15 protein-coding genes and 1 tRNA gene are annotated in these 19,603 nt (G+C 47.8%); 10 read left to right on the top strand and 6 right to left on the bottom strand.

What is annotated here, in order from left to right; genetic code table 11:
- Nucleotides 1-13 precede the first annotated feature (13 nt).
- Nucleotides 14-1,252, bottom strand: a complete 1,239-nt coding sequence (locus ACQY33_RS03260; protein ID WP_428073897.1) for a multidrug effflux MFS transporter — start codon at nucleotides 1,250-1,252, stop codon at nucleotides 14-16.
- A gap of 161 nt (nucleotides 1,253-1,413) precedes the next feature.
- On the opposite strand from ACQY33_RS03260, the gene ACQY33_RS03255 reads away from it, so the two are divergent.
- From ACQY33_RS03255 to pepT (ACQY33_RS03245), 3 genes are all read left to right on the top strand, one after another.
- A complete protein-coding gene (locus ACQY33_RS03255) occupies nucleotides 1,414-2,499 on the top strand; it encodes a glycerol dehydrogenase (protein WP_428073895.1) in 1,086 nt (361 codons plus the stop codon).
- Nucleotides 2,500-2,645: 146 nt separating this feature from the next.
- Nucleotides 2,646-5,363: a valine--tRNA ligase gene (locus ACQY33_RS03250; protein WP_428073893.1), complete on the top strand. Its 2,718-nt coding sequence runs from the start codon at nucleotides 2,646-2,648 to the stop codon at nucleotides 5,361-5,363.
- Entirely contained in the window at nucleotides 5,363-6,736 is a 1,374-nt protein-coding gene (pepT, locus tag ACQY33_RS03245; protein ID WP_428073891.1) for a peptidase T, read from the top strand. The genes ACQY33_RS03250 and pepT (ACQY33_RS03245) overlap by 1 nt, the downstream gene beginning before the upstream one ends.
- Before the next feature lie 276 nt (nucleotides 6,737-7,012).
- Here the strand turns inward: pepT (ACQY33_RS03245) and ACQY33_RS03240 are convergent, their stop codons facing one another.
- Nucleotides 7,013-7,915, bottom strand: coding sequence for a DUF2339 domain-containing protein (locus ACQY33_RS03240; RefSeq protein ID WP_428073889.1), 903 nt, complete (start codon nucleotides 7,913-7,915; stop codon nucleotides 7,013-7,015).
- A gap of 893 nt (nucleotides 7,916-8,808) precedes the next feature.
- Between ACQY33_RS03240 and ACQY33_RS03235 the strand changes: the two genes are divergently transcribed.
- Nucleotides 8,809-9,282: a hypothetical protein gene (locus ACQY33_RS03235; RefSeq protein WP_428073888.1), complete on the top strand. Its 474-nt coding sequence runs from the start codon at nucleotides 8,809-8,811 to the stop codon at nucleotides 9,280-9,282.
- Nucleotides 9,283-9,365: 83 nt separating this feature from the next.
- Here ACQY33_RS03235 and ACQY33_RS03230 read toward each other — a convergent pair.
- Nucleotides 9,366-9,449 (bottom strand) — tRNA-Leu (locus ACQY33_RS03230).
- A gap of 122 nt (nucleotides 9,450-9,571) precedes the next feature.
- Between ACQY33_RS03230 and ACQY33_RS03225 the strand changes: the two genes are divergently transcribed.
- Nucleotides 9,572-10,588, top strand: coding sequence for a SpoIID/LytB domain-containing protein (locus ACQY33_RS03225; protein ID WP_428073886.1), 1,017 nt, complete (start codon nucleotides 9,572-9,574; stop codon nucleotides 10,586-10,588).
- Between the two features lie 49 nt (nucleotides 10,589-10,637).
- Here ACQY33_RS03225 and ACQY33_RS03220 read toward each other — a convergent pair whose 3' ends face one another.
- The gene (locus ACQY33_RS03220) at nucleotides 10,638-12,530 is read right to left on the bottom strand and encodes an N-acetylmuramoyl-L-alanine amidase family protein (protein ID WP_428073884.1); all 1,893 of its coding nucleotides are present in this window, start codon (nucleotides 12,528-12,530) and stop codon (nucleotides 10,638-10,640) included.
- A 24-nt stretch (nucleotides 12,531-12,554) separates the two neighbouring features.
- Here ACQY33_RS03220 and ACQY33_RS03215 point away from each other — a divergent pair, with 24 nt between their 5' ends.
- From ACQY33_RS03215 to ACQY33_RS03195, 5 genes are all read left to right on the top strand, one after another.
- Nucleotides 12,555-13,304, top strand: coding sequence for a Nif3-like dinuclear metal center hexameric protein (locus ACQY33_RS03215; protein WP_428073881.1), 750 nt, complete (start codon nucleotides 12,555-12,557; stop codon nucleotides 13,302-13,304).
- A gap of 23 nt (nucleotides 13,305-13,327) precedes the next feature.
- Nucleotides 13,328-14,566 carry a M20 family metallo-hydrolase gene (locus ACQY33_RS03210; protein WP_428073879.1) on the top strand — a complete coding sequence of 413 codons (1,239 nt, stop codon included), beginning with the start codon at nucleotides 13,328-13,330 and terminating at the stop codon, nucleotides 14,564-14,566.
- Nucleotides 14,567-14,574: 8 nt separating this feature from the next.
- Nucleotides 14,575-14,991, top strand: a complete 417-nt coding sequence (locus tag ACQY33_RS03205) for a type II secretion system protein (protein ID WP_428073877.1) — start codon at nucleotides 14,575-14,577, stop codon at nucleotides 14,989-14,991.
- 70 nt (nucleotides 14,992-15,061) lie between these two features.
- Complete coding sequence (locus tag ACQY33_RS03200) at nucleotides 15,062-15,844, top strand: prepilin peptidase (RefSeq protein ID WP_428073875.1); 783 nt, start codon at nucleotides 15,062-15,064, stop codon at nucleotides 15,842-15,844.
- Nucleotides 15,845-15,952: 108 nt separating this feature from the next.
- Nucleotides 15,953-17,077: a coenzyme F420-0:L-glutamate ligase gene (locus ACQY33_RS03195; protein ID WP_428073873.1), complete on the top strand. Its 1,125-nt coding sequence runs from the start codon at nucleotides 15,953-15,955 to the stop codon at nucleotides 17,075-17,077.
- Nucleotides 17,078-17,184: 107 nt separating this feature from the next.
- Here ACQY33_RS03195 and rdgB read toward each other — a convergent pair whose 3' ends face one another.
- Both rdgB and pepT (ACQY33_RS03185) read right to left on the bottom strand, forming a co-directional pair.
- On the bottom strand, nucleotides 17,185-17,790 hold the full coding sequence (gene rdgB, locus ACQY33_RS03190; protein ID WP_428073871.1) for an RdgB/HAM1 family non-canonical purine NTP pyrophosphatase: 606 nt from the start codon (nucleotides 17,788-17,790) through the stop codon (nucleotides 17,185-17,187).
- Nucleotides 17,791-17,800: 10 nt separating this feature from the next.
- Nucleotides 17,801-19,345, bottom strand: coding sequence for a tripeptide aminopeptidase PepT (gene pepT, locus ACQY33_RS03185; protein WP_428073869.1), 1,545 nt, complete (start codon nucleotides 19,343-19,345; stop codon nucleotides 17,801-17,803).
- Between the last annotated feature and the right edge of the window lie 258 nt (nucleotides 19,346-19,603).

The following is a 19,603-nucleotide window of genomic DNA, read 5'->3' as shown; positions in this document are numbered from 1 at the left end:
GAAACATTTTTATTTAAATAGATATAGAAGACTGCCGGGCTTTATTCCTCACGCTCCCTGCGCCACGCGCCAACAGCGCGCACGCGCCGGAACATACCGCGCAAAACACAAAAACAATCCCGGTGGAAAGCAAAATATTCCCCATACCCACTAAAGGGGACACAACGCTTCCCAACAAAAACCCGCCCGCGCCAAGCACGGCCGAACCGGTGCCGGCTTGATTGCGCACACAGTCCATCGCCAGCGCGGTGGCGGACGTAAAACCAAGCCCCAACATAAAAAGCATAGCAAACAAAATCCCTTCAAAAACCCATATTCCGGCTCCGGTCAACAATACGCCCATTACTGCCGCGCCGCATACCAAGGCGCCGGCGCAGCTGGCCAGCACGGCGTTTTCCAGCCTCTTAAACTTGGCCGACACCGCGGCCCCCGTTCCAATAGCCACCGCGTTGACGGCAAAAAATAAGCTAAACGCAAAGGGAGAAAAACCGTAATGCTCCTGTATAATAAAAGGGGAAGAGGCTATATAACCAAACAATATTCCCTGCGCAAAAGCCGTTTGCAAAACGTAAAAAACAAACTTGCGGTTGCGCAACACCTGTTTAAATAAATAGAAGCTTTTCCACAAACTTTCCCGAGAACGTTTTGCATGGGACAAAGATTCATTAAAATGCACGCAAGCCCCCAACAATACCAGCCCCAACGCCAACAACACCGCAAACACGCCGCGCCAAGTGGTTACTTTTAACACGGCGCCGCCCAACACCGGGGCCGCCACGGGAGCAATGCCGTTAATGGCCGCCACCACCGCCAAAGCTTTGGCTAAGTTTTGGCCTTTGAATTTATCGGTAGCAATAGAGCGGGAAATAACAATTCCCCCCGCCCCGGCCACGCCTTGCACAAAACGCAGCAAAACAAACAGCTCTATGTTGGGAGAAAAAATACACCCCAGCGTGGAAAACAAAAACAACACCATAGACGCTAAAAGCGGCACCCGGCGGCCGTATTTATCGCTAAGCGGGCCAAACACCAACTGGCCAGACGCCAGCCCCAGCATGGAAAACGTCAGCCCCAGCTGCACCATGGAAATGCTGGTTCCAAAATATTGAGTCATGGACGGCAGACTGGGCAAATACATATCGGTCACAAACGGGCCGAAAGCCGTCAGCATACTCAAAAAGACAAATAAAAAAAAGGCGGAATTGTGCCTTTTTGCGGAGTATCCCTGCCAGGTTTTTTGTATTTGTTTCATATAAATAGTGTATCTTTTTTGAACGTATTTTTTCAAAAATCAACGCTTTGCCGCACCTGGTATGCCGCGCCCAAACCTAACCCAAATACGCCCCTTGAAAACAGAATCTTTTAATATATAATTAAGAAGCCTGAACATTACTTTATACACAAGGGGATTATATGGACAGAATTATTTATTCACCTATGAAATACGTGCAAGGCCCGGGCGCCTTAACGCGCCTGCCGCAATACGCCGCCGGTCTAAGCCAAAGCGGCGCATACGCCGTTATGGGGCCGCATATGGTAAAACACCATGGGGCCGGGCTGGAAGAAGCCTTTAAAAAAGAAGGAGTATCCTTAGCCATACATACATTTGGCGGGGAATGTTCCCAAACGGAAATTAACCGCATACTGGCGGATTTGAAAGCCAAAAAGGCGGGGGTAATTATCGGCATAGGCGGAGGCAAAACCTTAGATACGGCCAAAGCCGTGGCCCATCACGCCGGGCTGCCGGTGATTATTGCCCCCTCTATCGCTTCTACTGACGCGCCCTGCAGCGCCCTCTCCGTCATTTACACGGACGAAGGCGTTTTTGAAAGCTACCTCATTTTAAAACACAACCCCAACGTGGTGCTGGTAGATACGGATATTATAGCCAGTTCCCCCGTACGCATGCTGGTGGCCGGCATGGGGGACGCGCTGGCTACGTATTACGAAGCCCGCGCCTGTTTTGCCTCCGGCAAGATTACCACGGCGGGGGGCACGTCTTCCATCACCGCTTTAGCCATAGCCAAAGCCTGCCGCGACAGCCTGTTTAAAGACGGCCTGCGCGCCAAGCTGGCGGCGGAAGCAAAAACCGTTTCCACCGCATTGGAAAATATTGTGGAAACCAATACCTATATGAGCGGGGTGGGTTTTGAAAGCGGCGGCCTGGCCGCGGCCCACGCCATACACAACGGGCTGACGGTGCTTCCCGGCGGGCACGGCGCCATGCACGGGGAGAAAGTGGTATTCGGCTTACTAACCCAGCTGGTATTGGAAAACGCCCCGGAAGAAGAAATAAACCAAGTGCTTCATTTCTGCCGGCAGGTGGGACTGCCCACCACGCTGGAAATGTTGGGCCTCAAAGACGTGTCTGACGAAGACCTTAAAAAAGCCGCCCAAGCCAGCTGCGCCGAGGGAGAAACCATACACAACATGCCCTTTGCCGTCTCTCCGCAGGCGGTGTTTAGCGCATTAAAAGTGGCTGACGCGCTGGGGCATTAATAAACCCGCTTCTTTAAAAAGGCGCTCCGAAACGGGGCGCCTTTTTTGCGCCCTTTGGAAACCAGCCCCCTATAAATTGGTAAAATATAAATAAGCGCGTAAAGTCACATTACGCGAAGAAATTAATTAAGCAAGAGGACTTAATCATGTTACCCAAAGCGTATGAACCGCAGGAAGTAGAAAAAAAATTAGTGGATAAATGGCAGCAGGCTAAATTATTTGCCGCCCATATTGACCCCAATAAAAAACCGTTTGTTATTGTCATTCCGCCGCCAAACATTACCGGCGCCTTGCATATGGGGCACGCGTTAAACGATACCTTGCAGGACGTGCTTATCCGCTCCCACCGTATGTTTGGGGAATGCGCTTTTTGGGTACCGGGAACGGACCACGGCGGCATTGCCACCCAAAACGTAATTGAAAAGAAACTGGCCAAAGAAGAACATAAATCCCGCCATGACCTGGGCCGCGAAGAATTTGTAAAAACCGTGTGGGATTGGTATAACGACTGCGGCAACGCCATATTCAACCAATTTAAAAAAATGGGTTGGAGCATAGACTTAGACCCCAAAAATCTCCGCTTTACCATGGACGAAGACCGCGCCCAATCCGTTTATGAATGTTTCCGCCGTTTGTGGGAGAAAAAATACATTTACCGCGGCAAACGCTTAATCAACTGGTGTGTGCGCTGTTCTACCGCTTTGTCCGATATTGAAGTGGAGCACGAACAGCACGCCGGCAAATTGTGGTATTTGCGTTATAAAGGGGAAGACGGGTCCGACGGCATCGTCATCGCCACCACCCGCCCGGAAACCATTTACGCAGACGCGGCCATCGCCGTAAACCCCAAAGATGACCGCTATAAAGACATGGTGGGCAAGAAAGTAATTATCCCGCTGGCCAACCGCGCTATTCCCGTCATTGCCGATGAAGCCGTAGAACTGGGCTTTGGTACGGGCGCTTTAAAAATCACCCCCGCGCACGACGCGACCGACTACGAAGTAGGCCAACGCCACAACCTGCCCATTATGACCGTCATCAACGACAAGGGCAAGATGATGAACTGCCCCGAAAAATACGTGGGTATGGACCGCGAACTCTGCCGTAAAGAAACCGTAAAAGATTTGGAATCCGCCGGCCTTTTGGTAAAAGAAGAAAAATACAACAACGCCGTTTCCACCTGCTACCGCTGCCATAACGCCATTGAACCGTTTATGAGTGAACAGTGGTTTGTAAAAATGGACGAGCTGGCTAAACCCGCCATTGAAGCGGCTGAATCCGGCGAATTGCGCTTCCACCCCCAGTCTTGGAAAACGCCCTTTGTAAACTGGCTTAAAAACATACAAGACTGGTGCATTTCCCGCCAAATTTGGTGGGGGCACCGCATACCGGTGTGGTATTGCCGCCACTGCAGCCAGGGCGGCCTGACCTTTGCCAAAGACCAGCAAGGGCACGAGCAACTGACCAAAGTTTCTTTTGAAGACGGCGCCAAACCCATTGTTTCCTATAACAAACCGGAAAAATGCCCCGTCTGCGGCGGGCACGATTTGGTGCAGGACCCGGACGTGCTGGACACTTGGTTTTCTTCCGCCCTGTGGCCGATGTCCGTCTTCGGCTGGCCGAAAGACACCCCGGAACTCAATTATTTCTACCCCACCACCACCATGGTTACCGGTTATGAAATTTTATACCTGTGGGTGGCGCGTATGGTAATGACCGGGCTTGAATTTAAAGGAGAGCTTCCCTTTAAAGACGTATTCTTAAACGGCATTGTGCGTGACAAGCACGGGCAGAAAATGTCCAAATCCAAGGGCAACGTCATTGACCCGTTGGACATGACCGCCAAATACGGAACAGACGCGGTGCGCTTTTCGCTCTTAATGCAGGCCATACCGGGTAAAGACATTCCGTATTCCGAAGACAGCATCACCGGCGCGCGTAATTTCTGCAACAAAATTTACAATGCCTCCCGCTTTATTTTAATGAATATGGAAGGCATTGAGGGCCCGCTTTCCATGCCCAAAGACATTACCGAACTGGCCGACCGCTGGATTTTGGACCGCTACACCCACGCCATAAAAACCGCCCGCGAAGGCATAGAAAAATATAACTTGGCTTTAACAGCCAATACGCTCTACCACTTCCTGTGGGGCGATTTTTGCGACTGGTACGTGGAACTGGCCAAACAGCGCTTCCAAACCGCCGATAAAGCAAAAGTAATGGCCTTGTGCGTAAACATCTTATACGGCACGTTAAAAGCGCTGCACCCGCTTATTCCGTTCATCACGGAAGAAATCGCCGCTTCCCTGCGGCCCTATGTGGGCGAGAAGGAAGAATTCCTGCTCAACCAAGCCTATCCTCAGTTTGACCCGGCCTTAACGGATAAAGAAGCCGTGGAAAAAATGACGCTTTTGCAAGGCGTTATCAGCCAAATCCGCACGATACGTTCCCAATTTAACGTACCGCCGGCTTTAAAAATTACGGCGGTTCTCTCCGCCAAGACGGAAGATGAGCTGGAAGTGCTTAAAGCGTATGAAAATTACATTACGCTCATGGCCAAGGTGGGCGATTTGCGCATCGGCGTAAATATGGAAAAACCCAAACAAACCGCCACCGCCGTGTATGAAAACATCACTATATACGTGCCGTTAACCGGGCTGATTGATTTTGAAAAAGAAAGAAAACGCCTGGAAAAAGACCTGGGTTTAGCCAAAGCCAACATCGCTTCCCGCGAGGCGCGCTTGGCGCAGGAAAATTTCATTAAAAACGCGCCCAAAGAACAAGTAGAAAAAACGCGCGAGGAACTGGCCGCCGCCAAACTGGCGCTGGCCCAAGTAACCGCTTCCCTGGAGGATTTAGCCTAATGAACAAACGCATTATTTCCGCCCTGCTTGGCGCAGGGCTGGCCTTGGGGCCGATGTGCGCCCACGGGCAGGATTGGAAAACCATCACCCGCTATGACAAAGCCCCCGTTAAAGAACAATTAACCGAGCGCTTTTTAAAATACGTAAAAATGGATACCCAAAGCAGCTCCGATACGGACCAAGTCCCCAGCACCAAAGGCCAAAAACAAATGGCCAAACAGCTGGCTAAAGAGCTTAAAAAGTACGGCGTGCAAGATGTAAAAGTAAACGAGTATTCCATCGTTACGGGGCTAATCCCCTCCAATATAAAAAAGGAGGTCCCCACCATTGCTTTTTTGGCGCATATGGATACGGCGCCTGAAATTTCCGGCAAAGACGTAAAACCGCGCGTCATCCGCAAATACAACGGGCAGGAAATTGTGATTAACGCGGAAAGCAAATTGGCTTTAAACTCCTACACCGCCCCGCTTTTAACCAAAGCCCACGGGCATGATTTAATTGTGGCTTCCGGCGGTACTCTATTGGGAGCGGACGACAAGACCGGGCTATCCATCATTATGACCATGGTGCAGTATTTGTATGACCACCCGGCCATTTCCCACGGGCCCATTACCATTGTGTTTACGCCGGATGAGGAAACCGGCGCCGGTATTGAAAAGCTGGATATTGCCTCTTTGGGGGTGGACTACGCCTACACCGTAGACGGAGAAGATCTGGGCGAATTAATGACCGAAAACTTTAACGCCAAAGCCTTTACCATTGTATTTAAAGGCAACCGGGCCGTACACCCGGGCGCGGCGCAAAACTCCGCCTTTGCCGACAACTTGCTCATGGCGTCAGACTTTCACACTTTACTGCCCCGCCAGCAGCGGCCGGAAACCACGGCGGACAAACGCGGCTTTATTTATGTGGACGAAATATCCAATACAGGGGATACTTCTACCATTAAAGGCATTATCCGCGCGTTTTCTGACGAGGAATTTGCGTCTTTAACCTCTACCGTGCAGAACGCTTTTAATACCGTAAAAGCAATGAACCCGCGCGCCACGGGAGCCACGCTGGAATTTAAGGACGAATATAAAAACATGAAAAATTCCCTCCCGCCGGATATGATTGCGTTAACCAAAACCGCCATGCAGGCAGAAGAAATCACCCCCAAAGAAGTTTCCGCCCGCGGCGGGACGGACGGCGCCACCCTGGCCGCCGCCGGCATTCCCGCGCCGGATATTTTTGCCGGTATGTACAATATCCACAGCGAGTTGGAATACGCCGATGTGGACGTAATGGAAGCCTCTTTCCGCACGCTGATGCGGCTGGTTACCCTGTGGGCCCAACAAAACCCGCCAGCCTCCGCAAACCAAGCCGCCAATTAAACGCTATTCTTGTTTTTCTTGCTCCGCCCGCTTTTGTTGCAGCGGGCGGTTTTTTTAGCCTGCTAAACAATAACTTCTCACTGTTTGTTAATGGACAGGGAATCTGTTTTTTTATAAAAAGGACAAGGCCAGACGTATTTCCGCTAAAAAACCTACACTAACTCTTATTTACATACTGTAAACAACCTGCTACCCGATAGCTATAAACCCCTGGCAGCTCTTTAGTATGCCATATACCAAAACCCCCGGTTTAATAACCGGGGGTTTGCGCTTAAATTAGGATTTTTTGCGAAGCATCTGAAACATAAACGAGATGCCTATCAGCACAATGGACACGCCAAATAAACCGATGATTCGGTATCCTCCGTCCAAAGCCCATATGTCGGAAAAGAACAGCTTAAACAAAGCCAGCCCAATCAACATCCAGCCTATTTTGGACAGGAAACTTTTTTCTTTTCCCCAGCCCAATAACAAGCAGGAGGCACCAAACACGGTCCACCCCATCGTATACACAATAGCGGAATTAAAAGAGCCAAATACATCTAAATTAATGTTACTCTCTGCCTGGGAGAAGCAAACCGCAATCTCAATATGCATAAGTATAAACAACAACATTCCGCCCAGTCCTTTTAAGCAGGCAATAAAACCGGTTTCCTCCTGCGGTTTCCAAGCGCAAGCGGCATACAGCATGGCCGCCGCCGAAATACCAAACGCATACAGGAAATGATTGATAAACAGCAAACCGCCCTCATTTGCCGGCACCGTATATTTCGTACAAAACAGCACACGCAAAAAGACGATTCCCAGCAACACAAAAGCGGTGCGCGTTAATCCTTTATGCATCAGCTTGCGGTTGAGCCATACCAGCGCGGCCCCTTCCAACGCCCAAGAAACATCTACCCAACTGCCGCTAAATTGCAGCGGGAAAAACGCCGTCAAGAAGAATAACCCCGTCCCGGCCAGCCAAGCCAAACGGCTGCGTTGTATTCCTTCTTCAACCGGCTGCCAAAAAATGGTTAAATAGGTTGCCGTGAAATAAATCAAAGCAAACAGGGCCGATAGCAAGCCGGAATGGATATCATAATACCGCTCCAACGTAAGATGAAGCATTACAAAAGCCGCCAAGCCGGAAACGCCGCCGATAACAACAAAAAGGACAACAATACTTTTTTCATACAACCTCCTAATGTAAGATAGGACATTGTATCCGTTTTTTTGTAAAAGCAATCCTTCAATATATACGCATCCTAACAGATTTTTATCCGACGTATTATTTGTATTTCCACAAAAAAATCCCTTTTTTTATATACAAAAAACCCTTTGACTTACTTGTCAAAGGGTCTAATTTTTTAAAATCTTACCAAATAGAAGAGATTCTTATCCCCAAGCATATTACCGCTATTATTAACAGCCTCTGTTATACAAGCTTTTAGAAAGCATTTCAAATCATAATTGAACTTTGGTTGGAGATAACTATTTTTTTTGACTACCATAGAGCAAGGAGGGGGTTAATTCTTGTGTAACTAGCTCTGAAATATTAAGAATTATATTATTGGCTGGCTAGATTTGAATTACGGGGTTTATAAGATCCCCATAAAAATGTAGAATTACCACACAAAGACTAAACAATTTTTAATAATCATGCAAAACACTCTATATATGAAACAATAACTTATTATTCTAAAATGAATATAGTCAAAACACAGAAAAATTTTTATAATTAAGATATATTTATTGTGAGGCTTTACTCTTAATTAATAAGCCTTAAACGCGGCTTATATACAATTTGAATCTGTTTTTGGAACCGTATGCAGAATACGGTGCGCTGTTGGGATACCAATGGCACATTCAGACTCCAAAAACAGTCGTTTTGAGGCACAGTATACCCGAGCTGATCCCTTGGGCATATTGTGCCGAGTGTTTCCTGCCCCAACGGGCAGGAAACCGCGGCTGTTTATATTTGGGTTAGTCTGAATGGCTCAAATATAACAGCCGTTTTTATTTGCCCGATTTTGCTTCTTGTTATACTTTGAGCCCGAAAAAATAAATCAAAAATAATAAGGAGAAATAATATGGCGTTGATTAAATGTAAAGAATGCGGGAAAGAATATTCTGATTTGGCGGAAACTTGTCCAAATTGCGGTTATAGCGAGAAAAAAGCAAAGGAAAAAGAAACTCTTTGCGTAAGTTCATCCAGAAAAAATAAATATGCGGCGGGTGCTTTTACATGGTTCTTTTGGTTTGTCGGCGGGCAATATATCTACCTAGGTTTAGAAGGAAGAGCAACTTGGTATGCGGCTGCTGCACAAAATTTAATTTTTATAAGTGTATTTTTGCCCGTATTTTGGATATTTCTGTTGGTGCCTATCATACAAGCTATTTTATTTTGCGTTATGCCGCAAGAAAAATTTGACGCTAAATACAACAGCAAAGATTCCCCAAGAATTTCTGCCGGCAGATTGCCTTTAGTATTTTTAGGAATCGTTATTAGAAGTTCTATTATTATGGCTATACTTTTCTTTATATTAAGCGTAATTATGAGATAACTATTAAAAAAGGATAAAAACAAAATAGAAGCCTATTACAACAAAAAAACCGCTTTTTAGCGGTTTTTTTGTATTTAAAATCTTACCGGGGAAGGGACTTGAACCCTTAAGCCCGAAAGGGCAATGGTTTTTGAGACCATCCTGTATACCAATTCCAGCACCCCGGCATAAAATCTACTTATTTATTTTAGCAAATAAATTTTAAAAAGAAAACAGTTTCCATAGTCCCATTTCCACCATGGGACTAAAGACCCTTGGTTTCTTTCTGTTGAGAATCTAGAATATAAGTATGAAGAGGTTTCTGCTCAGCCTGCTGTTGTTTGTCCTTTGCCCGTGTTTGCTTCCGGCCGGTACGCTCCATGTTCTTATTTTAAAACGCGCGGCCAGGACGGAGCTTTCTTTTGCCCAAAATTACGCAGTCGTCATAGGGGAAGACCATTTTTACGGCCCTATTTCCAAAGAAAACCGCCTGCTTTTGGAAAACGCCAACGGCAAAATGCGCCTTACGCTGCATAACCCGCAAAAAAACACAAAAAAATCATTAGGAATAACCAACGAAAAAATAGACATTGTACGTTCTCTGGGCAAACAGGTGGATTTTAATACTCCGCGGGCTCTTTCTTCTCTGCAAAGCCGTCCTCTTCCAGCCGGAAATTTAAATTTACCCAAAGACGCCCACCACATTAGCCCCTTTGTTACCTTGCGTCAAGCCGCTTACGGCGGCAACATTACGTACAGCGGGCCGCTTACCGTATACGCAAAAAACGGCATTAACATTGTGGAAACGGTAGAGCTGGAAAATTATGTTACCCAAGTGGTAAATTGCGAGCTGGGCGGAGAAAAAAACCTTAACGCATTAAAAGCCCAAAGCGTTATGGTGCGCACTTTTGCTTTGTTTATGGTACAAAACCGTCTGGCTGAGTTGGAAAAAGGCAACCAGAACTGGGCCTATTTCCAGCTGTTCTCCACCCCGGTTGACCAAGCCTACAACTGCCGCAAGCGCGTAAATGACAAAGAACCTCCTTCCGCACTGGTGAAACAAGCCGTTAAAGAAACGTCCGGGCAAGCCATATTACGAAATAAAAAACTAGCCCGCGTGCAATATAACACCTGCGCGCAAAAGGCGTTGCCCAAAGGCGTTATCTGCCAAGAACGCATGGTAAAAATGGCCCGTTCGGGCAAAGACTACAAAGCGGTACTGACGTCTTTTCTGCCAGGCACCCACATAGAAGTTTATGATATGCAGTTCTTGTCTTCAGAAGCGGCACACCGCCTAAAACAGGCCTTAAAATCCGCAGCCAAATAAATTTAAAAATAAAACCTTCCGCATTGGAAGGTTTTATTTTTCGCCCCGGTTAAAAACGCGGTTTGGAGCGGCGGCGCCCAGAACGTTTTTTGGTGTTTTTCTTCTGTACTACCGCCGGTTTGGGATAATAAAAATCCAAAATTCCCTGATAAATGGCTTTGGCAAACTTGGCCCGTCCGGCGGGGTCTTGCGCCATTTCCTCTTGTTCAGGCAAAATAATATAGGCGTTTTCCACCAAAATACTGGGGAATTGCGGAATGCGCGGTATAAACAAAATATCATTGGCTATTAACCCGTTATCCGGCAGCGGAACATAGCGGTTAAACGCTTCATACACCGCCTTAGCAAGCGGCAAACTGTGCGGATAATTATAGTAAACCGAATATCCCCTAGGGCGGGAAAGCGGGTTGAGCGTTTCCGGCAGGGCGTTATAGTGAATACTTACAAAAATATGCGCATTTTCTTTAATGGCCTTATTATAGCGCCCCTGCAAACTGATGTGGTTGTTTCCCCGGCGGGTCATAATCACGTCCGCGCCGGCTTCCTTTAATAATTTTTCTACATCTTGCGCAAGGGCCAAATTGGCCTCGTACTCTAAAAACCCCGTAGGGCCTACGGCTCCGTCGTAAGGAACGGTCCGCTTAGGGCTGTGCCCGGCGTCAATTAAAATACGCGCGCCTTTTAACGGCTGGTTTTTTTGAGGGCTTAAAAGAGGCTTATGCATTAAGTCCAAAAGCAGGGTGCCGTTTTCAAAATCATATCCATGGCCCCAAAGGGAAACGTCTTTCTTAAAGTGAATAATAAATTTAACCGTATCCTTGGCGGGATAAACCCACTCCACGGAATCTACCACCGGGCTGGTGGTATCCAGGCTGTAGTTTTCACCAAAGCCGCGGGTATAATAAAAAGTAAGCTCAAAGCGGTCGTTGAACTCCTGCACTTGGATGGGGACTTCCCGCAATCCCTGAAAGGACAGGCGGGTCTTTGCGTCCGTTACGGCGGAAGACATTTCATTAATATAATTTTCTTCATATCCGCCAAAGGAGCGTATTTTTAAGCGGTCGGCTTCCAGCCAAGCGGATTCATTTTCATTTAAAGCAATGCGGTATAACCCATTGGATAAACCGTTTAACTGCACCCGCCCGTAAGCGCGGTAAAAAGGATATAAGTTTTCTTTTTTTACCGGTATTTTGCGCAGCTTAATGCCGGGCAATGTAATTTCCGCCGTGGTAAACGGGTTTTTACTGTCCAAAATTTTAATGCGGCCCGGGGCGGTGATTTTGGCTTTGGTGTTACCGGGGGCATGCTGCATGCGGTAAGTTACTTTTACCGTTTTGGGTTTTTGGTCTTGGGCTATTAAATATTTGGCCCGGTAAACCCCGGGGACGGAGGAATCCTCTTTCATGATAATGTTCTTAGCCCCTTTTAGGCCCGAAAGCGTATAACTTACCTCTGTGCGCGGGGTTCCCCGTACGGACAGTTCTATCAAATCCCCCGGCACCAGCTCCACCGGGGTTTGGGGGTAAACCTCTTCCGGGTCAAACTCCGCTTTTTCAAATAATTTCTTAATGGGCATGCCGGGCACTACCACCGTGCGTTTGGCTTGATAGGTTTGCCCTTCGCTTTGGGCGGTAAGCAAAAACTCAAAATCCCCGTTTTCCACAGGCAAAAAGGCAATAAACGCGCCGTTTTTGTGTATGGGGATTTTTTCCCCATTAATGTCTAAAACAGGGTCTTTTAAATTTAATTTACCGAATAGAAAAATTTTTTTGGCTCCGCGGGACACGGTCATTTTTTCGTGCGGATATTGCACGGTAATGGGGGAGGAAGAACTGTCCGGTCCGCTTTGGGCAGGCAAGTAAGGGGCCACCGGGATATCCTGCCCAAAAACGTTAAAAGAGAAAAAAAAGGAAAAAATCAATAAAAAAAGTGTTCTTTTCATCTTATAAAATGATAACATAAAATTATGACGGCATGCGATGAAATAATCGGCTTTTTAAACGCCTATTTAAACGTGTCCCAAATACCGGACGTCAGCCAAAACGGCCTGCAGGTGGACGGCCCAAAAAACATCAGCAAAATTGCTTTTGGGGTGTCCGCCGGCAAAGAGCTTTTTGTGCGCGCCCACGCTACGGGGGCCCAGCTCATTGTGGTGCACCACGGTATTTTATGGGGCAAAGAGCAGCGCCTTACCGGCAGCTTTGGGGAAAGGGTGCGTTTTTTAATGCAAAATAATTTGGCCTTGGCGGGCTACCATTTGCCGCTGGATTTGCACCCGGTAATAGGACACAACGCCTGCTTGGTAAAACGCTTGGGCGCGCAGGAAGTGGAACCTTTTGGGCAATACCACGGCACGGACATTGGCTTTAAAGGCAAGGTGGATTTGCCGCTGGCGGAAGCTTGTTCTTTATTGGAAGAATATTGCCAAACCCAGGGCCGGCTGCTTTCCTTCGGCCCGCAGCGCATCCGCACGGTGGGCGTCGTAAGCGGAGGAGGCTGGAGCATGCTGCCCCAAGCGGCCGAACAAAAACTGGATTTGTATGTTACCGGTTCCTTGGAAGAGCAAGTACAGGAATGGTGCCGGGAGGCGGGCATCAACTGCCTGGCCTTGGGGCATTACAATTCCGAAAAGCCGGGCGTACTGGCGCTTATGGATTTAACCCGCCGCCAATTTGGCATAGAAACAGAATTTATTGATGTTCCCAACCCCATTTAACCGGGTAGGAAGCGAGGTATACAATGCAAGAAGAAAAACAAATATTCTCTAAAATAGACGGTTACAAAGATTTAGTGGTGGAAATGCAAACCCGCATGATTGCCTGCCCGGCCGTATCCCCCCACAGCGGCGGTGACGGAGAAGACGCTAAGGCGCAGTATCTGCTGGGGCTTCTTAAAACCATGAAGTTTGACGAACTTTACGTCATTAACATAAAAGACCCCAAAGCCAAAAACGGCGTACGGCCCAATATCGTAGCTAAATACTACGGGCAGGACAAAAGCAAAAATTTATGGGTAATGGCGCATATGGATATCGTGCCTCCTGGTGATTTTTCTTTATGGAACACGGACCCGTTTAAAGCCGTTATCAAGGGGGACAAAATTTACGGACGCGGTTCGGAAGACAACCACCAGGGGTTGGTTTCCGGCGTTCTGACCGTTAAAGCGTTTATGGATTTGGGCATCCGCCCTCCGTGCAACTATGCCCTGTTAATTAACGCGGACGAGGAACTCGGCAGCGAATACGGCGTGGTAGCCTTATTGAAAAAGCACAAAAAAACGTTTGCCAAAAACGACGTTTTCTTAGTGCCTGACGGAGGAAACCCCACTGGCACCATGGTGGAAATTGCCGAAAAGAACATGCTGTGGATTAAATTTACCGTATACGGCAAACAGACCCACGCTTCCATGCCCAAATGCGGCGTAAACGCCAGCCGCGTTTCCAGTCATTTGGTGTTAAAACTGGACGAAGCCCTGCACAAAAAATTCAATAAGCGCGACAGCCTCTTCGCCCCGGAAGTAACCTGCACCTTTGAGCCCACCAAGCGCGAAGCCAACGTTCCCAACGTAAACACCATCCCCGGTACGGACGTGTTTTATTTGGACTGCCGCGTCCTGCCCTGCTATAAAAACGCGGACGTATTAAAAGAAGTGGCCCGCGTAGTAAAAGCGGTGGAAAAACAATTCAAAGTAAAAATTAAAGTGGAAACCCCCATTAATGATTCTTCTCTGCCCACAGATAAGAAAAACCCCTTTGTAAACCTGGTGGTGCGCAGCGCCAAGCAGGTTTATAAAAACCAACCCAAACCCATGGGCGTAGGCGGGGGCTCCGTGGCGGCGTACTTCCGCAATGCGGGGTATCCGGCGGTAGTGTTTTCCAAATTATTTGATATGGCCCACCAACCCAATGAGTACAGCAGCATCAAAAACACCCTGGGTGACGCCAAGGTATTCGCTTTGGTTGCGCTGGGAATGAAATAAGAGGTTTTATGAAAAAAGGTTTTACGGTTGTTGAAATTATTGTAACAGTGCTTATTTTTGCCATACTGATGGGCTTTACCGTACCGCGTTTTATCAACTTGGTAAACAAAGCCAAAGAAGGCAGCACTAAGCACAAACTGGTTAAAATGCGCAGCGCCATTGCCGCGTATTACGGGGAACACCAAGGCACTTACCCGACGGATGATTTATCCTGCCTGGTGCCTAAATACATAGAAATAATCCCCCAGGCCACAATACCCGGTTTTCGTCCGTCTTCCCACGTAAGCACAGGCACGTATGAGGAAGCCTTCTCTAAAACCGGGGGCTGGGCCTATGTAAACAACCCCGAAGACCCACGCTATGGGGACGTGTTTGTCAATACGGACAAAGAAGACAGCTACGGAAAAGCGTGGAATACCCACTAACAACCTTTGTCCCCCGCCCATTGGACGGGGGCTTTTATGTTTAAATAATTAAGAGGATGTTAAGAATTTTATGGAAACGCTTATTTTGGTTTTTTCAACCCTATTTGGTTTGATTATAGGAAGTTTTTTAAACGTATGTATTTACCGCATTCCCAAGAATAAATCCATTGTGTGGCCGCCGTCTTTTTGCCCCAAATGCGGGGAACACATAAAACCCTATGACAATATCCCGCTGTTTAGCTATATTTTTTTACGGGGCAAATGCCGCAAATGCAAGGCTCCTATTTCCATTCAATACCCTATTGTAGAAGCCGTCAGCGGGGCGCTTACGTTGCTTTTTGTGTGGCACTACGGTTTAACCCCTTGGACGTTTGTCGTGCTGACAGCCGTATATGCGCTTATTATTTTGTCCGTCATTGACTTGGAATTAATGATTATACCGGACCGCTTTTCCCTGGGTTTAATTGTATTTGGGTTGGCTTTTTCTTGGTGCAACCCCAACTTTGACGGCGTTTGGTGGCAAAAATTGCTGCAAAGCTTGCTGGGCGCCGGCGTAGGTTTTTTTGGCGTACTGGCTATTGCGCTTATTGGTACATTCTTATTTAAAAAAGAAGCCATGGGAGGAGGGGACGTAAAACTAATGGGCGGAGTGGGGGCTTTAATCGGCTGGCAGGGCGTGATTACCACCGTTATTTTTGCTTCCTTTCTGGGGCTGATTTATTCTATTTTCTTAATAATTTTTAAAGGGAAAAAAGGAGGGGATGCCATCCCCTTTGGCCCATTCTTAAGCGCCGGGGCGTTAATTAATTTGTTTACGCTTATTGAATTTACGGATTTAACCATACAGCTGTAACAAATTTTACACACCGGGGTTTATACCCCGGTTTTTTATGGGCGGTTGAAAAGAGCGCCGACAAAAAGATATACTGCCAAAGGCGGCTTTTGGCCGCAGGAGGAAATTATGAGATACAGCGGAGTTGTAGCCCGCGGCATACGCATGCCGTTAATTAAAGAAGGGACGGACATTGTGCCCGTCATCGCAGACACCCTGGCCCAAGCCGCCAAAGAGGAAAATTTTTCTTTTAAGGAAAGAGGCATTATTGGGGTAACGGAATCGCTGGTGGCGCGCAGCCAAGGCAATTTTGTTACATTAAAAGATATTTCCGCCTCCGTAGCCCGGCTTTTTCCGCAGGGGGATGTTACCTTGTTTTCCCCCATTTTCAGCCGCAACCGTTTTTTACCTATGTTAAAAGGCATTGTAGCCGGCATTAAAGGAAAAGTGCATATTGTGTTTTCCTTGCCGTCCGATGAAGTGGGGAACCCCTCCTGTGAAGACCCCTACGCCTACCAAGAAGGCCTTTTTGGGGAAGACAGCCCTTACTTTTCTTTCGTCCACCCCATTACCGGCATGAATTACCCCCGTCTGTATAAAGACATTGACCCGCAAAAAATAACCATTTCTTTTGTATGGGGATTAGACAACTTTTTAAAATATTTCAACAACCCGCATAAGCAAGTTTTAGTTTGCACGGTGCACAACCGCCAAGCCTACGCCAAAAAGCTGGCGGACAAAGGCTTTAAAGTGCACACCTTGGCCGATATATGCGCCCAGCCCGTGCGCCCAGAAAGCGGATTTAATGCGGAATTTGGCCTGCTGGGATCCAACTATTCCAACGAAGACCGCGTGAAACTCTTCCCGCGTGACTGCCAAACTTTTGTAGACCGTCTGCAACAAGCCGTAGAAGCCAAAACCGGCGTACGCCCGGAAGTACTTATTTATGGGGACGGCGCCTATAAAGACCCCTCCACCGGCATTTGGGAATTGGCGGACCCGTTGGTAAGCCCCGCTGCCACCGGCGGCCTAAGCGGTATGCCGCATGAAACGAAGCTAAAATCACTTATAGACTCCGGCGCCGACGTGCGCCAAGCGGTACAAGCCAACGCTGGCGGGCAAGCCCTGGGCACCACCCCGCGCCGTTTGACGGATTTGTTAGGTTCTTTGTGTGACTTGACCAGCGGCTCCGGAGACAAGGGCACCCCCGTCATTTACGTAACCGGTTATTTTGACAACTACTACACGGACTAACAAAAAGCCTTTTCAAACCGCCGGGCTGTTTACAAGCCCGGCGGTTTTATTTTCTCCATAAAACAAAAACCCCGGGAAAATCCCGGGGTTTTATACGCTTATTTTATCTATTTTAAAACTTTCAGTTTTTCAGCCAGTAAATTAAACGCCTTGGCCCGGTGGCTGATGCGGTTTTTTTCCTGGTCTGTTAGTTCTGCTAACGTTTGGGTGGTGTCTTTTACAATAAACAGCGGGTCATACCCAAAGCCGTTTTCCCCGCGGTAACCAAAACCGATGTAGCCGTCCAGCTTGCCTTCACAACTAATGGTTTGTCCATTGGGCAGAGCCAAACACGCCACCGTGCGGAAACTGGCCCCGCGCTGGTGCAACAAAAGCCCGTCCAGTTCCGCCAGCAGTTTACGGTTGTTTTCGTCCGTATCGGCATATTCGCCGGCATAGCGCGCCGTATGCACGCCCGGACGCCCGTTTAAATAGCCCACTTCCAATCCGGTATCATCCGCCACGGCGGGCAAACCGGTTGCTTTGGCGGCGTAAACCGCTTTTATGGCGGCGTTTTCCGCCAAGGTGGCCCCGGTTTCCGGCGGGAGGGTAAGCCCTTTAAAATCCGTTAAGCTGACATACTCCAGCTTTTTCCCGCCGGTTTGCTTTTTGGGCAAAATAGCAAGAAGCTCTTTAAATTTATGCGGATTGCCCGTAGCAATTAAAATCTTCATACCTAAACGTTTATTTCCCTTTAATAATACTTTGTACTTTCTGGTCTTTTTTCAAGGCGTTTAACAATTTGGCTTTGGCGGCCTCGGCGCGCTGCTGCGTTTTTTGGGCACGCTGCGGCACGGAGGGAACGTCCTGCACAAACTTAACCAAATTCAACGCCGCCTTATAGGAAATAAACAAATCTTTTTCGCTCAGCCATTCTTTAAAACTATGGGGATTGTTCTGCCCGGTAGGCAAGCAGGGGGCGCCAAGGCAAATATCCCGTTTGGCAAACATAGCCGGCCCCGTACCCGCGCGTTCTTTTAAGAATTTGGGCTCCACGCCGGCGGCTTTCAAGGCTTTGCCAACCAATTCCTGGGCGGCCGGGTGCATACCGTCAGCCACGTTGGTATATTGTTTTACCACTTGTTTTTCAATTTTTACATCATATTTTTGGGCGGCGTCCGCCACGGCTTGATCTAAACGTTTAAACCAAGCTTCCCCTTGTTTGGGGTCAAAAAAGCGCAGGCGGAAATCCACCGTTACCGTATTGTTTTGCGCGTCATAAGTGGTGTGGTGCGGTTCAATGTAACCGTCTTCTCCCGTGCTGTAATTGGGCAAATCTTCCAACGGCACCATATCGTTAATAATGGCGGCCGCGGCAATAGTGGCGTTTCTATACCCATTGGTGGCGGCGTAAGACTGGTGCCCGTTCACCCCATGGATTTTAACCAAAGCGCCATAGGCGGAAAAATTTGCCACAATCACTTCCCCGTTTACACCGGCGTCAAAATCAAACGGAATTTCAGGATAATACAAATCCATATCCAGCCCTTCGCCGGCCATGCCGATGTCTTCGTTAGGGGTGATAACCACTTGAATGGGGCCGTGTTTAATGTTGGGGTTTTCCGCCAAGGTTTGCATGGCGGTTACTACGGTAGCCACGCCGGCTTTGTCATCGGCGGAAAGCATGGTGTTCCCGTCGGAAACCACAATGGTCTGCCCGATTACGTTAGCCAAGTAAGGCTCGTTTTGGGGATTAATGATAATGTTTTTCTCTTGATTGATAACCACGTCCCCGCCGTCATAATTTTTAATTACGCGGGCCTTAATGCCGCTGCCGGGGATATCGGGCGTGGTGTCATAATGGGCGCTAAAACCCAATACCGGCACTTGTTTTTTAATATTGGAAGGAATATACACATAAATGTATTGGTTTTCACTCAAGTGGGTTTTCCACCCGGCCGGTTTGGCAAAAAGTTGAATTTCCTGATAAAGCAAAGCAGCCGTGCGGCGCAAATTATCATTCATGGGGAAATCCATACTGTCATCCAACTGGCTTTGGCTGTCTATTTTAGTATAAGCAAGAAAACGTTCCAACAAAGCGGTGCGATAGGAGTCTTCTACCGTGGCAAATTTACCGCTTAAGCGGTTTCTTTGTGTTAAATCATGGCGAAGTTCCAGCTCAATCACATCTTCGGAAGTAAGAAACTTATTATCGGTCGTTTGCGCAAAGACCATAGGGCACGCAAACAAAAGGGAGGCCAATAAAAGCAAGGTTTTATTATGGGTCATGTTTTCTCCTTGGAATAATCAACTTATTTTATCTTATTCTAATTAATAAACTCACCAAAACGCAAGGGCCAAAAGGCCCAATACCCGCTAGGCCTTTAAAAACTATATTTAATAGGTACAAAAAATATCCCCCGGCGTAGCCGGGGGTTTTTCACAATACGGGCATAGCCCTCACTCTACTAGCTACTACTTTAAGTAGTTTCCACTACCTGTCATTTGCGTCCCCTTACATCTAACGGGTTCGTGTCAAACGGAAGC

Source organism: Candidatus Avelusimicrobium aviculae (assembly GCF_949292495.1).
GTDB lineage: Bacteria > Elusimicrobiota > Elusimicrobia > Elusimicrobiales > Elusimicrobiaceae > Avelusimicrobium > Avelusimicrobium aviculae.
Note: the sequence above shows the minus strand (reverse complement) of the source record. Positions and strands in the feature narration are given on the sequence as shown.

What these genes read in the sequence shown, in the direction of transcription:
- ACQY33_RS03260 (WP_428073897.1), bottom strand. Translation starts at nt 1,252, where the DNA reads ATGAAACAAATACAAAAAACCTGGCAGGGATACTCCGCAAAAAGGCAC.
- ACQY33_RS03255 (WP_428073895.1), top strand. Translation starts at nt 1,414, where the DNA reads ATGGACAGAATTATTTATTCACCTATGAAATACGTGCAAGGCCCGGGC.
- ACQY33_RS03250 (WP_428073893.1), top strand. Translation starts at nt 2,646, where the DNA reads ATGTTACCCAAAGCGTATGAACCGCAGGAAGTAGAAAAAAAATTAGTG.
- pepT (WP_428073891.1), top strand. Translation starts at nt 5,363, where the DNA reads ATGAACAAACGCATTATTTCCGCCCTGCTTGGCGCAGGGCTGGCCTTG.
- ACQY33_RS03235 (WP_428073888.1), top strand. Translation starts at nt 8,809, where the DNA reads ATGGCGTTGATTAAATGTAAAGAATGCGGGAAAGAATATTCTGATTTG.
- ACQY33_RS03225 (WP_428073886.1), top strand. Translation starts at nt 9,572, where the DNA reads ATGAAGAGGTTTCTGCTCAGCCTGCTGTTGTTTGTCCTTTGCCCGTGT.
- ACQY33_RS03220 (WP_428073884.1), bottom strand. Translation starts at nt 12,530, where the DNA reads ATGAAAAGAACACTTTTTTTATTGATTTTTTCCTTTTTTTTCTCTTTT.
- ACQY33_RS03215 (WP_428073881.1), top strand. Translation starts at nt 12,555, where the DNA reads ATGACGGCATGCGATGAAATAATCGGCTTTTTAAACGCCTATTTAAAC.
- ACQY33_RS03210 (WP_428073879.1), top strand. Translation starts at nt 13,328, where the DNA reads ATGCAAGAAGAAAAACAAATATTCTCTAAAATAGACGGTTACAAAGAT.
- ACQY33_RS03205 (WP_428073877.1), top strand. Translation starts at nt 14,575, where the DNA reads ATGAAAAAAGGTTTTACGGTTGTTGAAATTATTGTAACAGTGCTTATT.
- ACQY33_RS03200 (WP_428073875.1), top strand. Translation starts at nt 15,062, where the DNA reads ATGGAAACGCTTATTTTGGTTTTTTCAACCCTATTTGGTTTGATTATA.
- ACQY33_RS03195 (WP_428073873.1), top strand. Translation starts at nt 15,953, where the DNA reads ATGAGATACAGCGGAGTTGTAGCCCGCGGCATACGCATGCCGTTAATT.
- rdgB (WP_428073871.1), bottom strand. Translation starts at nt 17,790, where the DNA reads ATGAAGATTTTAATTGCTACGGGCAATCCGCATAAATTTAAAGAGCTT.
- pepT (WP_428073869.1), bottom strand. Translation starts at nt 19,345, where the DNA reads ATGACCCATAATAAAACCTTGCTTTTATTGGCCTCCCTTTTGTTTGCG.